Raw genomic sequence first — 15,135 nt, forward strand, 5'->3', positions numbered from 1 at the left:
CACCCTAGAACTGGAACACGTTCTCGTCTATGGTGACGGAAGTGGCCCCGAGCAGGCCAGCTTTAGCCGATAACACGTTGCATGTGAGGTGGCATGTCGGACGAGTACGACGTGGTGGTGGCCGGCAGCGGCGCCGCCGGGATGACCGCCGCGCTCGCCGCCGCCCATCGCGGGCTTTCCGTGGTGGTGCTGGAAAAGGCAGCCTGCTTCGGCGGTTCGACCGCCCGCTCCGGCGGGGGCGTCTGGCTGCCCGGCAACCACGCGCTGCGAGCCGCGGGCATCGAAGAACCACCCGAACGCGCGAGGCAGTACCTGGAGTCGATCGTCGGCGACGTCGTTCCGGAGCACCTGCGCACGACCTTCCTCGACCACGGCCCCGAGGTGCTCGAGTTCGTCACCCGAAACACGCCGCTGGAGTTCAAGTGGGTGCCCGGGTACAGCGATTACCACCCGGAGGCGCCCGGCGGACGTCCCGGCGGCCGGTCGGTCGAGCCGAAGCCGCTCGACGGCAACCTGCTCGGCAGCGACCTGGCACAGCTCGAACCGCCCTACAGCGCGCCGCCGCTCGGCGTGCCGATCACCCAGTCGGACTACCGCTGGCTGAGCCTGATCGCCCGGCATCCGCGCGGCGTCGCCCGGATGCTGTCGCTCGGGATGAAATGGCTGGTCGGGCGCGTCCGCGGACAGCAGCCGCTGTCCATGGGGCAAGCGCTTGCGGCCGGGTTGCGGAAGGGCCTGCGGGACGCGGGCGTCGAGGTCCTGCTGGACACGCCGCTGGTCGATCTAGAGGTGGAGAACGACGTCGTCACCGGCATCGTGGCCCGGCGCGACGGCGAGGAGAAGCTGTTCCGCGCGTGGCGCGGAGTGGTGCTGGCCTGCGGCGGCTTCGAGCACAACGAAGAGATGCGCATCAAGTACCAGCGCGCGCCGATCGGCACCGAATGGACCGTCGGCGCGGAGGCGAACACCGGCGACGGCATCACCGCCGGGCTCAAGCTCGGCGCGGCGACCGACCTGATGGACGACGCCTGGTGGGGCCCGTCGTTCCCGCTCACCGGCGGCCCGTGGTTCGCGCTCGCCGAGCGCTCGCGGCCCGGCTGCCTGATGGTCGACGCCGCCGGTACCCGGTTCGTGAACGAATCCGCGCCGTATGTCGAGGCTGTGCACGCGATGTACGGCGACGGCGACGGCCCGGGCAAGCACGTCCCCGCGTGGCTGGTGTTCGACCAGCGCTACCGCGACCGCTACCTGTTCACCGGCCTCGGCCCGCGGCAGCCGCTGCCCGGGCGCTGGTACAAGGCCGGGATCGTGGCGAAGTCCGCGACGCTGGCCGGGCTCGCCGAGAAGATCGACGTGCCCGCCGACGCGCTGGAGCAGACCGTCACGCGGTTCAACGGCTTCGCGCGCAAGGGCGTCGACGAAGACTTCCAGCGCGGGCTCAGCGCCTACGACCACTACTACGGCGACCCGCGCAACCGCCCCAACCCGAGCCTCGGCGAACTCGCCAAGGCCCCGTACTACGCGGTCCGCGTGGTGCCCGGCGACCTGGGCACCAAGGGCGGGCTTCGGATTGACGAGAACGCCCGCGTCCTGCGCGAGGACGGCACGGTCGTGTCCGGCCTCTACGCGGCGGGCAACACCAGCGCGCCGGTGATGGGCCGGACCTACGCCGGGCCGGGCGCGACGATCGGCCCCGCGATGGTTTTCGGCTACCTTGCGGCACAGGCGCTGGCGAACGAAGATCAGACCGGCACGGGAGGCAGGCAGTGACGCCGAAGACCGATGGATCCGAGATCCGCACGATCGACGCCGGGGCGCCCCCGGCGCGGTACGCCCGCGGCTGGCACTGCCTCGGGCTCGCCGAGCACTTCCGCGACGGCAAACCGCACGCGGTGCAGGCGTTCGGCACGAAACTGGTCGTGTTCGCGGACACCGCCGGGAAGCTCAACGTGCTCGACGGGTACTGCCGGCACATGGGCGGCGACCTGACGCAGGGTTCGGTGAAGGGCGACGAGATCGCTTGCCCGTTCCACGACTGGCGGTGGGGAGGCAACGGCAAGTGCAAGTCGATCCCCTACGCCAAGCGTGTCCCGCTGCGGGCGCGCACCCGGGCGTGGCAGGTGCTGGAGGAGAACAAGCAGCTGTTCGTCTGGCACGACCCGGAGGGCAACCCGCCGCCGGAGAACGTCGTGATCCCGCGCGTCGAGGGCGCGTTCAGCGACGAGTGGAGCAACTGGACCTGGGACTCGATCCTGATCGAGAACGCCAACTGCCGCGAGATCATCGACAACGTGGTGGACATGGCGCACTTCTTCTACATCCACTACGCCTTCCCCACGTATTTCAAGAACGTGTTCGAGGGCCACATCGCCACCCAGTATCTCAACACCAAGGGCCGCCCGGACATGGGCATGGCGTCCAATTACGGCGGCGAGGAAAACCTGCTGCGCTCGGAGGCGTCGTACTTCGGCCCCTCCTACATGATCAACTGGCTGGTGAACTCCTTCCAGGGCTTCGAAATCGAGAACGTGCTGATCAACTGCCACTACCCGGTTTCGCCGACGTCGTTCGTGCTGCAGTGGGGCATCATGGTCAAGAAGATGCCCGGCATTTCCGACGAGCACGCGGACAAGATCGCGCAGAAGCTCGCGAAGGGCATCGGCGTCGGCTTCCTGCAGGACGTGGAGATCTGGAAGAACAAGACCAAGATCGACAATCCGCTGCTGTGCGAGGAGGACGGCCCGGTCTACCAGCTGCGCCGCTGGTACGACCAGTTCTACGTGGACGCCGCCGACGTCACCGAGGACATGACGCGCCGGTTCGAGTTCGAAGTGGACACCACGAAGGCGAACGAGGTGTGGGCGGCCGAGGTGCAGGAGAACCTGGCGCGCCAGCGCGCGGAGGCCGAGGCGGAGGAGGCTGGGGTGTGACGGCCGAAGCGACCGAATTCCTCACCTCCGGGCTGCGGCCGCACGAGTGCCGCAGCTGCGGGACCTGTGTGCTGGTCAAGAAAAACAGCCTGAAGCACACCAGCATCCAGTGGACCACCGACGCCTCGACCAGCTGTCCGGTGTTCGCGGCGCACGCCGCTTCCGGCGGCACCACCGCGTTGCTGGACACCTGCGAGAAACTCGCGGACAGCATCGACAGCGCGGTGCGCGACGGCGATTTCGGACCGGTGCGCAATGGCTGACGTCGTCACGCTCACCGTCGCCGAGGTGATCGAGGAAACCGCGGACGCCCGGTCCATTGTGTTCACCGTCCCGGACGAGCTTCTGGAGCGGTTCGCGTACTCCCCCGGGCAATTCCTGACGCTGCGGATTCCCAGCGACCGAACGGGTTCGGTCGCGCGGTGCTATTCGCTTTCGAGCGCGCCGCACGAGGGCCGGGTGCAGGTCACGGTCAAACGGACTGCCGACGGGTACGGCTCGAATTGGGTTTGCGACGAACTGCGGGCGGGCGCGACGATCGACGTGCTGCGGCCGTCCGGCGTGTTCTGCCCGTCCTCTTTGGACTCCGACTTCCTGTTGTTCGCCGCGGGCAGCGGGATCACGCCGGTGATGTCGATTCTCAAGTCCGCGCTGGAAAAGGGCGCCGGACAGGTGGTGCTGGTCTACGCGAACCGCGACGAGCAGTCGGTGATTTTCGCCGCCGAACTGCGCGAACTGGCCGAGCGGTTCGGCGATCGGCTCACCGTGGTGCATTGGCTGGAAAGCTTGCAGGGCTTGCCGACCGTCACCGCGTTGCGGGCGCTTGCCAAGCCTTACGTGGGGCACGAAGCGTTCCTCTGCGGACCAGCGCCGTTCATGGCCGCCGCACAGGACGCGTTGCGCGAACTCGGCGCGCCGAGGGAACGCGTGCACGTGGAGAAGTTCCACTCGCTCACGGGGAATCCGTTCGCGGACGAACCCGAACCCGAGGAGGACACCGGCGGCGAGACGACCGCACTCACCGTCGACCTCGACGGCGAGACCCGGCAGCTGTCCTGGCCGCGGCAGCGGAAGCTGCTCGACCACCTGCTCGCCGAGGGCTTCGACGCGCCGTACTCCTGCCGCGAAGGACAGTGCAGCGCGTGCGCGTGCCGCATCGTCTCCGGCGAGGTGAAAATGCTGAACAACGAGGTGCTGGACGCCGAGGACATCGCCGACGGGATCGTGCTGGCCTGCCAGTCGGTACCGTTGACCGACGAGGTGTCCGTCAGCTACGAGTGAGTGGAGAGCCCGTGCCCATCGACCCCGCGGTCGCGATCGGAGCCGATCTCGGCGAGGTCAATTTCGCCTGGACGCCGTCCGACGTGCTGCTGTACCACCTGGCCGTCGGCGCGGGTGCGGACCCGGTGGACGAGCGCGAACTGCGCTACACCTACGAGCGCGACCTGCGCGTGCTGCCGACCTTCGCCACCGTCGCGGCGAACCTCCGCACCTTCGAACCGCCCGCGCTCAAGTTCCCCGGCGTCGACGTCGACCTGGCGAAAGTGCTGCACGGCAAGCAGGAGATCGAACTGCACCGGCCGATCCCGGTCGAGGGCAAGGCGGTCGCACGGACCCGGATCGCCGACGTCTTCGACAAGGGCAAGGCCGCGGTGCTGGTGCAGGAGACCGAGGTCGCCGACGAGTCCGGCACTCCACTGTGGACAGCCCGGTCCAGCATCTTCGCCCGCGGCGAGGGCGGCTTCGGCGGCGAACGCGGGCCGTCGGACAAGATCGAGTGGCCCGACCGCGAACCGGACGCCGTGCTCGACGTGCCGACGCTGCCGCAGCAGGCGCTGTTGTACCGGCTGTGCGGCGACCGCAACCCGCTGCACGCCGACCCGGCGTTCGCCAAGGCCGCCGGGTTCGACCGGCCGATCCTGCACGGGCTGTGCACGTACGGCGTGGTCGCGAAGGCCGTGGTCGACGCGTTCCTCGACGGCGACCCCGAGCGCGTCTCGGCATTCGGGACGAAGTTCGCCGGCGTCGTCTTCCCCGGCGAAAACCTGCGCGTGCGCGTGTGGCGCGAAACCGGACGTCTGCTGGTCACGACCACCGCGCCGGAACGCGACGACGCGCCTGTGCTGGCCGACACAGTGCTGCGGTCCCGCTGAGCGTCGGGACCGTTATACGGTTGTCCCATGGCGGACGAGCGAGACGGCACCTTCTTCGTGGTGCGCGGGCCAGTCGAGCCGGGCGACAAGCGCGGCCGTGAGCTGGGCTTCCCCACCGCGAACATCGCGCTGCGCGACCAGCGCGGCGAACTCGGCGACGGGGTGTGGGCCGGCTGGGCGGAACGCGCGGACGGCACGCGCGTGGCCGCCGCGGTGTCCGTGGGCCGCCGCCCGACCTACTACGGAGCCGACGGCTACCGCCTGGTCGAGTCCTTCCTGCTCGACTTCGAGGGCGACTTGTACGGCGAACGCCTCACCGTCTGGCTCGGCAAGCACCTGCGGGACCAGGAGGCTTACGGCTCCGCGCAGGAACTGATCGACGCGCTGGGTCGTGACGTCGCCGCGGCTCGCGAGTGGGTCGCCGCGCATCCGGCCGATACGCTGCCGACGCTGGCCGAGCTCCCGCCGGACGGGGAAGTCCAGCGACTCGGCTGAGTCAGCCTGCCCGGCTGTGCGTCGCAGGGCCGGGCTGAGTCACACGCCAGCGAGCAGCATGACGCCCATGCCCGCGCCCATCGCCGCCCGGCACAGCGTGCGCGACGCGTGCCCCGGTGCCGCCGTGCCGCGCGACCGCAGCGCCACCACGCCCGAACGGGCCGCGTCGAGCGCGAAGTAGGCCGCCGCCACCAGCGCGACCACCGGCCACGCCAGTCTGGTGTCCATTGTGGACATCGTGAGCCACGGCCCGTGCACCATCCCGCCGTGCGGCATCGCGGTGACCATGTACAGCATCGCCGCCGCCGACAGTGCGTGGTGCGCGCAGCCGTGCCCCTCAGCCCTGCCTCGCCAGGCGGAGACTGCGAACCAGCCCGCGGTCAGCACCAGCACCGCCTGCCAGCCCGCGGCCGGGATCGGGCCGCCGACCGGCGACAGCATCGCGACCATCGCCACCACCAGCAGCAGTTCGGCGAGGTCCCCGTTGCGCACCCGGTGGCCGAGGCTGACGTAATCGAGTCTCACCAGCCGCAGCACGCACGGCAGTGCCAGCAACGCGAACAGCACGGTGAACAGCCACGCCAGCGGCACAGTCACCTCGGCACCTCACTCTTCGGACACGCTGCGTCACACGGTCCTCACTACCGTGACACGCGGGAGAAAGAGGCACCAGCCAGCAATGAGGTGATCCGCGTTGACCCACAAGGGTTATGCGCGCACCGGCAAGCCCAGGTCAGGGGGTTGTCAACACCAGCCCGCTCGTCGGGACGCCAGTCCCCGCCGTGACCACCGCCGTACCGGCGCCGGAGACCTGGTTGGCCGCCGTTCCGCGCAACTGCCGGACCGCCTCCGCGATGCCGTTCATGCCGTGGATGTACGCCTCGCCGAGCTGGCCGCCGTGCGGGTTGAGCGGCAGTTTCCCGTCGAGGGTCAGCGTGTCGCCCGCGATGAAGTCCTTCGCCTCGCCGCGACCGCAGAAACCCAGCTCCTCAAGCTGCATCAGCACGTACGGGGTGAAGTGGTCGTACAGCACCGCGACGTCCACATCGGACGGTCCGATCCCGGATTGCGCCCACAGCTGCCGTCCGACCACGCCCATTTCCGGCAGCGCGGCGAGATCGTCACGGTAGTAGCTGGTCATCACGTACTGGTCCGGCCCGCTCCCCTGCGCCGCCGCCGAAACCACCACCGGTGCCTGCCGCAGGTCACGCGCACGCTCGAGACTGGTGATCACGAGCGCGACGCCACCGTCGCTTTCCTGGCAGCAATCGAGCAGGTGCAACGGTTCCGCGACCCAGCGCGAGGCCTGGTGCTCCTCCAGCGTGATCGGCCTGCCGTGGAACCAGGCGTTCGGATTGGTCGCCGCGTGCGCCCGGTCGATGACCGCGATCTTGCCGAAATCCTCGCTGGTGGCCCCGTATTCGTGCAGATACCGCTGCGCGACCATGGCCACCGTCGCGGCCGGGGTCGCGATGCCCATCGGATAGTGGAACGCGTTGTCCACCCCGGACGTGTTCACCTGCTGGGCCGCGGCCGCCGACACGCGCCCGAACCGCATTCCGGAGCGCTCGTTGAACGCCCGGTACGCCACCACGACGTCGGCGATCCCGCTGGCGACCGCCATCGCCGCCTGCTGCACGGTCGCCGCCGCCGCGCCGCCGCCGTAATGCACGCGGCTGAAGAACGTCAGCTCCGGGATGCCCAGTTCGCGGGCGAGCGCGATTTCCGCATTGCCGTCCATGGTGAACGACACCATGCCGTCCACATCGGACGGTTTCAGCCCGGCGTCCGCCAGCGCGTGGCTGACGCATTCGGCGGCCAGCCGCAGCTCGCTGCGTCCGGAATCCTTGGAGAACTCCGTCGCGCCGATCCCGGCGATGGCGGTGGTCCCGGTGAACGTCATGCGTCCTCCTCCGGCAGCGTCAGCGAAACCGTGCCGGTCACGTGCGCACCTAAACTGTCCACAGCGGACACTTCGAGTTCCACCTCGTTGCCGTCGCGGGCGGTGACCCGGCCGGAGAAAGTGAGCGTGTCCCCGGCGTAACAGGGCACGCCGAGCCGGATCTTGATCGAGCGGATGAGCGCCTGCGGACCGGCCCACTCGCTCACGTATCGCTGCACCAAGCCGGTGTCGGTGAGGATGTTGAGGAAAATGTCCTTCGAGCCGCGTGCCACGGCGGCGTCGCGGTCGTGGTGCACGTCCTGGAAATCCCGGGTCGCGAGCGCGGTGCTGATCACGAACGTCGGCGTCGCCTCGAGCACCATCGGCGGCAGTTCGGTCCCGACCGCGGCAGTCATCGCGCCACCTTCCACGCGGGCAGGGTCAATTCGTCGTCGACGCGCACGAACGCGGCGACGACCGGGAGTCCGATGCGGACCTCGTCCGGATCGGCGTCCAGCAGTTCGGCCATCACCCGCACGCCTTCCTCCAGTTCGACGAGCGCGACCACGAACGGCAGCCGCTTGCCCGGCACCGCCGGATGGTGGTGCACGACGAAGCTGTAAACGGTTCCGCGTCCGCTCGCGACGACGTAGTCCGGCACCGTGTCGAGCGATCCGTCCGGCGGCATCGGGCCGGGCGGATGCCGCAGGACGTCGCCCCACCGCTGGATGCGCAGTTCGCCTTCACGGAGACCGTCCCAGAAGAACTTCGTGTCGTGGCTGATCACCGGCCGCAGCACCGGCGACGGCGGCGGTTCCGGTTCGCGCGGGCGGAACTTCAGCACGCGGAACACCATGTCCGCCACCAGTTCCCCGTCGACGTACCAGTTCGTCCGGGTGGTCACGAACCAGCCCTCGCCGAGCCCGGTGCGCTTCGGGCCGGTGACGTCCTCCAGCGTGTTCGTGGTCGAAACGTGCTCGCCGGGCCGCAGGTAGCGGTGGTAGGTCTGCTCGGAGTTGGTGGCCACGATGGACGTGTACCCGGCGTCGTCGAGCACCTTGAGGATCAACCCAAGCGGGTCGTCGTCCCCGCGCACGCCGTGCAGCCCCGGCATCGTCCACACCTGCGCCATCGCCGGCGGCGCGACGAGTCCCTTGTGTACACTAGTTTCGGCGAAGTCCGCGTCGGTGTAGACCGGGTTGGCGTCGCCGATCGCCTCGACCCAGTTGTGCACCATCGCCTGGTTCACCGGATCGCGCGCGTACCTCGGCGCGCTTTCGCCCTGTGCGGCGATTTTCGCGGCGGCTTCCTCGATCGTCATCGCGGCACCCTCGGCAGTTTCAGTCCGGCGGAGGCGATCAGTTCGCGCTGGATCTCGCTGACGCCTCCGCCGAACGTCAGCACCAGGTTCCGTTTCGCCAGCACGTCGAGCCATTCGGCGAGTTCCGCGGTGTCCGGGTCGGCGAGATCGCCGTGCCGCCCGACCAGTTCCTCCAGGAGCCTCCCGATCCGCTGGATTCGCTCGGAGGCGAACACCTTCGTCGCCGAAGCGTCGGCGATCTCGACCGACCCGTGCGCCGCTGCCGCCGCGACCTGCCAGTTCAGCAGTTCGTTGACCCGCGCGACCGCGAACGTCTCGGCCAGCACCGCGCGCACGTCCGGAAGGTCGAGCAACGCCGCGCCGTCCGGGGTCCGGCGCGCCGCCGCCCACGCCCACACCCGGTCGTGCAGGCCGCCGATGCGCCCGGCCGGGCCGAGCATCACGCGCTCGTGGTTGAGCTGCGTGGTGATCAGCCGCCAGCCGCGGTTTTCCTCTCCCACCAGCATGTTCGCCGGCACCCGGACGTCCTCGTAGAACGTCGCGTTGACGTGGTGCGCGCCGTCGCAGGTGATGATCGGCGTCCACGAATAGCCGGGATCGCGGGTGTCCACGATGAGGATCGAGATGCCCTTGTGCTTCGGCGCTTCCGGATCCGTGCGCACGGCGAGCCAGACGTAGTCCGCGTCGTGGCCGCCGGTGGTGAAGATTTTCTGGCCGTTGATCACGTAATCGTCGCCGTCGCGGACCGCGCGCGTGCGCAGCGAGGCGAGGTCCGTCCCGGCTTCCGGTTCGGTGTACCCGATGGCGAAATGCACTTCCCCGGCCAGGATTTTCGGCAGGAACAAGGCTTTCTGCTCCTCGGTGCCGAACGCCTGCAGCGTCGGCCCGACCGTCTGCAGCGTCACCGACGGCAACTGGACGTCCGCGCGGGCGGCCTCGTCGACGAAGATGTGCTGCTCGATCTCGCCGAAACCGCCGCCGCCGTACTCCTTGGGCCAGCCGACGCCGAGCTTCCCGTCGCGGCCCATCCGGCGCACGACGTCGCGGTACACCTGCCCGTGCCGCTCCCGCAGCAACGCGCGGCGCTCGTCGGCGGTCAGCAGGCCCGCGAAGTACTCGCGCAGCTGCGCCCGCAGTTCTTGTTGCGCGGCCGTCAGTTCGATGTGCATGCTCATCCCGCCACTCGTTCGCCCAGCCGGCCGAGCCGGTGCGCCGCTCCCCCGACCGCGCGGCCGAGGTCCTTCACCGCCGACGAATACCGATGCAGCGGATAAGTGCGGTCAACGCCGACGCCGCCGTGCAAGTGATGACAGATCGCGAGCGCGGACGGCGCTTCCTCGGTCAGCCAGTACGCCGCGATGTCCAGCTCGGTGTCCGCGTCCAATCCGGACGCCAGCCGCCACACCGCCGACACCGCGGCCAGATGCACGGTGCGGGAAGCGACGTAGACGTCCGCGATTTGCTGGGCCACCGCTTGGAAAGTCGCCAGCGGACGGCCGAATTGCGTGCGCTCGCCGACATGCTGGGCAGTTAACGCCAGCGCTCCGGCAAGCAGTCCGTCGCCGAGCGCGAGCGCTCCCGCCAACGCGTAGCGGTGCAGCGTCTGCAACGCATGCCCTGCCGTGAGGTCACGCAAGAAATCCGCTTCGCTCACCCGCGCGCCGTCGAACCGCACGGTGTACTCCGGCGTGCCAGTCGCGTTGTACGCAGGCAGGACTTCGACCCCGTCAGCGCGCGGATCCACCAACGCGACGCCGGTGCCTCCCGGCAACGCGATCGGCGTGAGAATCCGCTCCGCTTCCGCGGCGTACGGCACGTGCGTTTTGACGCCGGTCACCGCCCATGCGCCGTCCGCCGCCGCACCGCTGGTCCCGGGGATGGAGGTCAGCGGTGCGGACGGCTCGTGCAAGGCAGCAGTGAGAATGGTCTCCCCCGCCGCCGCGGGCGGCAGGAACTCAGCGCGCTGCGCCGGGGTGCCGAGCGCCTCGATCGGCAGGATCCCGAGCGCCAGCACGGCGTACGCGGGCACCGCCGCCGCGGCCCGGCCCACCTCGGTGAGCACGGGGGCCACGTGGTCGACGCCGAGCCCGTCACCCCCGAGGTCGGCGGGCAGGGGCAGCGCGAGCAGGCCCGCGTCGGCCAGCGCTCGCCACTGGTCCGCGGGCTCGTCGGCCTTCCCGAGCACTTGCGCGGCGAGCGAGGTGATCTCGCTCTGCGTATCGTCGGGGGTGAAGTCCACTCCGGTCTCCCTCCACCTAGGTGGAACACGTTCTATTTTTAGCCGGAATGGGCTGGCTCGGCAACCCCCGGGACCGGGGCCCGAGCGGTGGATCGACCGCGAAGCGGAGAGGGGCGGCACGCCGACGTGGGTGCGGAACAAGTTCTCAAATCAGCGCTGGGCGACGTCGGCTGGCAAGCAACGCGGAAACTCGCGACCATCCCGCCCACCGCGGGCGTGCCCGACCCGAAGCCGCTGTCCCTGCCCGGCCGCGGCCAAACCGTCGTGGTCGACGTCGGCCCCCGGCACGCGCCCGCGGTGCTCCTGCTGCATTCGGTCGCCTGCACCGGGCTGCTCACCTGGTACCCCGTGCTGAAGCGGCTGTCGGCGAACCACCGGGTGGTGGTGTTCGACCAGCGCTGGCACGGCCAGGGCATCCGCTCGCACGACTTCAGCCTCGAGGACTGCGCGGACGACGTGGTCGCGGTCGCGGACGCGCTGGGCATCGACGAGTTCATGGTCGCGGGCTACTCGATGGGCGGCATGGTCGGCCAGCTGACCGCCCACCGCTATCCCGACCGCGTCACCGGCCTCGTCCTGTGCTCGACGGCGAGCAACTTCCGCCGCGGCGTCCGGCAACGCGTGGCGCTCGACCTGTTCGGCCGCACCCTGCACCTGCTGCGCGACCAGGCCCGCATCGGCCTGGTCCCCGGCGAACCCCGCCGCGAACGCCTCGCCCGGTTGGAGGACCACCGGTGGGCGCTGGAGGAATTCCGCTCGACGAGCCCGTGGGCGATCGCGGTCGCGCTGGACGAGATCGGCCGCTTCGACTCGACGCCGTGGCTGCACACCCTGACCCTGCCGACGGCGGTCGTGGTGACCTCGCGGGACGGGTTCATCGCGCCCGCGCATCAGCGGAGCCTGGCGCGCAGGATTCCCGGGGCGGCGACGTACGAGATCCCGGCGGGGCATACCGCGTGCGTGTTCGCGGCGGACCAGTTCGTGGCGGCGTTGATGGCGGCGTGCACCTCGGTGCAGGCGGCGATCGGCGGACAGGAACGGGCGGCGGAGATCGCGGACTCGGCCTAGGAGTTCCCGCGCCTGCCGCGACGGCGCGCTCGCGTCCGCCGGGCCAGTGTCTTGCTGCCGTTGAAGAAGTCGTTGAGCCGGTCGAGTCCCCAGATGGCCCGGAGGACGAACGGCTGCATCAGCAGCGCCATCGACGGCGAATACTTCGCGGCGTCCGACCAGATGCCGGCGAGGTCGTCCGACATCTCGCCGTCGACGATGTAGTCGGCGAGCTGGTGGGCCACGTACGGCACCTGACAGAGGCCGTGGCCGTTGCAGGCCATCGAGTAGAAGACGTTGTCACCCACCTGCCCGGCGACCGCCAGCCAGTCCGGGCTGATGCCGATCCACCCGCCCCAGGCCCGCTCGATGGCCACGTCGGACAGCGACGGGAACCGGCGCGCCAGATCCTTCCCCATGTCCTGCACGACGCGCGGGTCCGGGACCCGGTCGGGGAGCGGGTAGGTCTGGCCTCGCTGCGCTTGGCGGACCCCGCAGACGATGGTGTTGCGCTCGGTGAGCCGGTAGTGGGTCATCAGCTGGTGCTGGGTGATGATGCCGGATCGGCTCGTCCAGTCCAGCTCGGCGAGCCGCTCCGGCGCGATGGGTTCCGACTCGGTCTCGATGACGTACAGCGGGGTCGCGAGGTGCTTGGGCGTGATGTCCCACTCGCCGCCGTAGACGCTGGTCGCGAGCACCACCTTGTCGGCCCGCACGGTGCCGTGCGGTGTCGTGATCTCGACAACGCGGCCGGTCCGCCGGACGTCGCTCACCCGCGACTGCTCGAAGACCTTGGCCGACGAGGCGAGCAGCGCGCGGCGCACCCCGCGGGCGAGCTTGCCCGGGTTCAGCATCCCGCCGATGGATTCCCGCATCCCGCCCACGAAGCCGGCGGGGAGGCCGAGTTCCTCCCGGCTGCCGACGGTCCCCTGCCCGCCGAAGGCGCGCAGGACCGCCGCCTGAGTGCGCACCCGGAGCATCATGAGGGGCGAGACCGCACCCCACACCAGGCCGTTCGGCACGTAGTCGCAGTCGATGGCGTGCGTCTTGATGAGGTCTTCCACGTAGTGGCCCGCGTGCTCCGCCAGCTTGACCATGACCGGCATCTTCTTCGGGGACTGGACGCTGAGCATCCGCAGGTCGCCGCCCGGAGCACCGGCGATCTGACCGCCGTTGCGCGAGGCCGAGCCGTAGCCGCAGAACTCGGCCTCCAGCAGGACCACGTCCTGGTCGCGCTCCGCGAGGCGCAGCGCGGCAGCCATGCCGCCCATGCCGCCGCCGATGACCGCGATGTCGCAGGTGAGATCACCGTCCAGCGCGGGCCGCACGTCGTCCGGCCGGTCGATCCAGCCGCTGAAGTTGCTGTATTTCGTGCCGTCGGTCTTCATGCTGTCCCGATTTCCTTCTGGGGGCCTGTGCCGCTTCGTGCTCCGAGCCAAGGCGTGGGCGGTTGCCTCGTGCCTCATTGTCGACAGCCACGGCCGCGGTGAAAACGACACTGCGCACCGGCTTCCGCTGGGCGCAGTGCACTGTGCACTCATCGCCTACCCGCGGAACTTCGGTCCCAGGTGTCCACAGTGGACTACGCACGACGGCGGACACCGTCGTGCGAAAGCGTCGGCATTCCGCGCCTCGCGATCAGACCGGCGCGGCCTTGCTCAGCTCGTCCATCGCCTCCGGCAACGCGTCCGCCAGCGGCCACAGGTCCTTCACCAATTCCTTGGCCCCCAACAACCCGACGCCGACCTTGCCGTCGTTCGACAGCACCGTGATGTTGAGCCCCGCCCCGTGGAACACCGGCCCCAGCGGGTACAGCCCGGTGATCCGCGCGCCCAGCAAATACAGCGGCATCGGCGGCCCGGGCACATTCGAGATGATCAGGTTGTGCACCACCGGATGCCGTTCGGCCAGCCGCAGCGCCGAATACGCGCGCACGCCGAGCCCGAAGACCGTCGCCGGGGAGAACTGGGCCCAGTCGGCGAGCATGTCGGCGTCGATGTCGTAATGGTGGTCCTTCGCCCGCCGGTTCGCCTCGGCCAGGAAGAACACCCGCGCTGCCGGGTCGGGCAAATGCGTGGGCAGCGAAGCGAAAAAGGCCGAAACCCGGTTGCTGCCGCGATCGCGTTCCGTGCGTTCGTGCACCGACACCGGAACCGTCGCCACCAGCGGGTCGCCCGGCAGTTCGCCGCGGCCGAGCAGGAATTGCCGCAGGGCACCGGAAACCAGCGCCAGCACCACGTCGTTTACGGTGACACCGAAAGCGTCCTTCACCTGCTTCACCGCGTCGAGGTCCAGCTGCGCGAACGCGACCGAACGGTGGCCGGTGATGGTGCCGTTCAGCGAGGTCCGCGGCGCGGTGAAAGGCACCGGCATTCCCTTGCCGCGCACAGTTTTCATCGCCCACTTCGGCACCAGACCCAGCAGCTCGGGCAGCAGCCGGGCGATCTCGAACGGCCGGTGCAGCAGCGAATCGGCGCTCTCGCGCAGCAGCCGCAACCGGGTGGGGAGACCGTCGTTCTCGCGCTCGCCGTCGGGCAGCTCCGGCAGCGGCGCGTCGGGTTCGAGACCGGCGAGGTAGCCGATCAGGCTGGCCCCGCCGACGCCGTCGACGCTCGCGTGGTGCATTTTCAGCAGCACCGCCAGCCGCCCGTCCGACAGGCCCTCGATCACGTAGCACTGCCACAGCGGATGCGCGCGGTCGAGCCGCTGCCCGGCGATGTGCGCGCACATCTCGGCGAGCTCGCGGTCGTCGCCCGGCGCGGGCAGGCCGATGCGGTGCACGTGGTTGTCGAGGTCGAAATCCTCGTCCTCGACCCACACCGGATGGTTCAGGTTCCAGAGCGGATTGTGGAGTTTGCGGCGGAACGCCGGGATCACCGCGACGCGTTCGGCGAGGCGGCGCTTGAACTCGGGGAACGCGTAGCCGCCGGGCATGGTCGAACCGTCGAGGGTGAGCAGGCCGCAGACGTGCAGGACCTGCGAGGGCGTCTCCAGGTAGAGGAAGCTCGCGTCCAGCCCGCTCAGTCGCTGCATGTCTTCCAGCGTAAGGCAGAACCCTGGCGACGGCG

At 69.8% G+C, this 15,135-nt stretch carries 15 protein-coding genes; 7 read left to right on the top strand and 8 right to left on the bottom strand.

Annotation, left to right across the window (positions count from 1 at the left end; all coding sequences use genetic code 11):
• Positions 1–93 precede the first annotated feature (93 nt).
• From kstD to EIZ44_RS23390, 6 genes are read left to right on the top strand one after another with little or no spacing between them, the layout of a single operon-like run.
• Positions 94–1,770 (top strand): 3-oxosteroid 1-dehydrogenase, encoded by a 1,677-nt coding sequence (gene kstD / locus EIZ44_RS23365; protein ID WP_134731214.1) that lies wholly within the window; start codon positions 94–96, stop codon positions 1,768–1,770.
• Entirely contained in the window at positions 1,767–2,930 is a 1,164-nt protein-coding gene (locus tag EIZ44_RS23370; RefSeq protein WP_037809958.1) for a 3-ketosteroid-9-alpha-monooxygenase, oxygenase component, read from the top strand. The genes kstD and EIZ44_RS23370 overlap by 4 nt, the downstream gene beginning before the upstream one ends.
• Positions 2,927–3,193: a hypothetical protein gene (locus tag EIZ44_RS23375; RefSeq protein WP_037809957.1), complete on the top strand. Its 267-nt coding sequence runs from the start codon at positions 2,927–2,929 to the stop codon at positions 3,191–3,193. Before EIZ44_RS23370 ends, EIZ44_RS23375 begins: the two co-directional genes overlap by 4 nt.
• A complete protein-coding gene (locus tag EIZ44_RS23380; RefSeq protein WP_134731216.1) occupies positions 3,186–4,211 on the top strand; it encodes a ferredoxin--NADP reductase in 1,026 nt (341 codons plus the stop codon). The genes EIZ44_RS23375 and EIZ44_RS23380 overlap by 8 nt, the downstream gene beginning before the upstream one ends.
• 11 nt (positions 4,212–4,222) lie before the next feature.
• The gene (chsH3, locus tag EIZ44_RS23385) at positions 4,223–5,083 is read left to right on the top strand and encodes an enoyl-CoA hydratase ChsH3 (RefSeq protein ID WP_037809953.1); all 861 of its coding nucleotides are present in this window, start codon (positions 4,223–4,225) and stop codon (positions 5,081–5,083) included.
• A 27-nt stretch (positions 5,084–5,110) separates the two neighbouring features.
• Positions 5,111–5,578, top strand: a complete 468-nt coding sequence (locus EIZ44_RS23390) for a riboflavin kinase (protein ID WP_037809951.1) — start codon at positions 5,111–5,113, stop codon at positions 5,576–5,578.
• Positions 5,579–5,617: 39 nt separating this feature from the next.
• Here the strand turns inward: EIZ44_RS23390 and EIZ44_RS23395 are convergent, their stop codons facing one another.
• The 6 genes from EIZ44_RS23395 to EIZ44_RS23420 form a co-directional block, all read right to left on the bottom strand.
• Complete coding sequence (locus EIZ44_RS23395) at positions 5,618–6,175, bottom strand: DUF5134 domain-containing protein (RefSeq protein ID WP_162473044.1); 558 nt, start codon at positions 6,173–6,175, stop codon at positions 5,618–5,620.
• Positions 6,176–6,311: 136 nt separating this feature from the next.
• The gene (locus EIZ44_RS23400) at positions 6,312–7,481 is read right to left on the bottom strand and encodes a lipid-transfer protein (RefSeq protein ID WP_037809945.1); all 1,170 of its coding nucleotides are present in this window, start codon (positions 7,479–7,481) and stop codon (positions 6,312–6,314) included.
• A complete protein-coding gene (locus EIZ44_RS23405) occupies positions 7,478–7,876 on the bottom strand; it encodes a MaoC family dehydratase (protein WP_037809943.1) in 399 nt (132 codons plus the stop codon). Before EIZ44_RS23405 ends, EIZ44_RS23400 begins: the two co-directional genes overlap by 4 nt.
• The gene (locus tag EIZ44_RS23410; RefSeq protein WP_037809941.1) at positions 7,873–8,781 is read right to left on the bottom strand and encodes a bifunctional MaoC family dehydratase N-terminal/OB-fold nucleic acid binding domain-containing protein; all 909 of its coding nucleotides are present in this window, start codon (positions 8,779–8,781) and stop codon (positions 7,873–7,875) included. The genes EIZ44_RS23405 and EIZ44_RS23410 overlap by 4 nt, the downstream gene beginning before the upstream one ends.
• Positions 8,778–9,950, bottom strand: a complete 1,173-nt coding sequence (locus tag EIZ44_RS23415; protein WP_037809939.1) for an acyl-CoA dehydrogenase family protein — start codon at positions 9,948–9,950, stop codon at positions 8,778–8,780. Before EIZ44_RS23415 ends, EIZ44_RS23410 begins: the two co-directional genes overlap by 4 nt.
• Positions 9,951–9,952: 2 nt before the next feature.
• The gene (locus tag EIZ44_RS23420) at positions 9,953–11,020 is read right to left on the bottom strand and encodes an acyl-CoA dehydrogenase family protein (RefSeq protein ID WP_134731218.1); all 1,068 of its coding nucleotides are present in this window, start codon (positions 11,018–11,020) and stop codon (positions 9,953–9,955) included.
• 126 nt (positions 11,021–11,146) lie between these two features.
• Here EIZ44_RS23420 and EIZ44_RS23425 point away from each other — a divergent pair, with 126 nt between their 5' ends.
• Positions 11,147–12,088, top strand: coding sequence for an alpha/beta fold hydrolase (locus EIZ44_RS23425; RefSeq protein ID WP_051171806.1), 942 nt, complete (start codon positions 11,147–11,149; stop codon positions 12,086–12,088).
• Here the strand turns inward: EIZ44_RS23425 and EIZ44_RS23430 are convergent.
• The gene (locus EIZ44_RS23430) at positions 12,085–13,455 is read right to left on the bottom strand and encodes an NAD(P)/FAD-dependent oxidoreductase (RefSeq protein WP_037809936.1); all 1,371 of its coding nucleotides are present in this window, start codon (positions 13,453–13,455) and stop codon (positions 12,085–12,087) included. The genes EIZ44_RS23425 and EIZ44_RS23430 overlap by 4 nt on opposite strands.
• Positions 13,456–13,705: 250 nt before the next feature.
• The gene (locus tag EIZ44_RS23435) at positions 13,706–15,100 is read right to left on the bottom strand and encodes a WS/DGAT/MGAT family O-acyltransferase (RefSeq protein WP_037809934.1); all 1,395 of its coding nucleotides are present in this window, start codon (positions 15,098–15,100) and stop codon (positions 13,706–13,708) included.
• Positions 15,101–15,135: the final 35 nt, after the last annotated feature.

This window comes from Amycolatopsis nivea (genome assembly GCF_004522235.1).
In the GTDB taxonomy this organism is placed as follows: Bacteria; Actinomycetota; Actinomycetes; order Mycobacteriales; family Pseudonocardiaceae; genus Amycolatopsis; species Amycolatopsis nivea.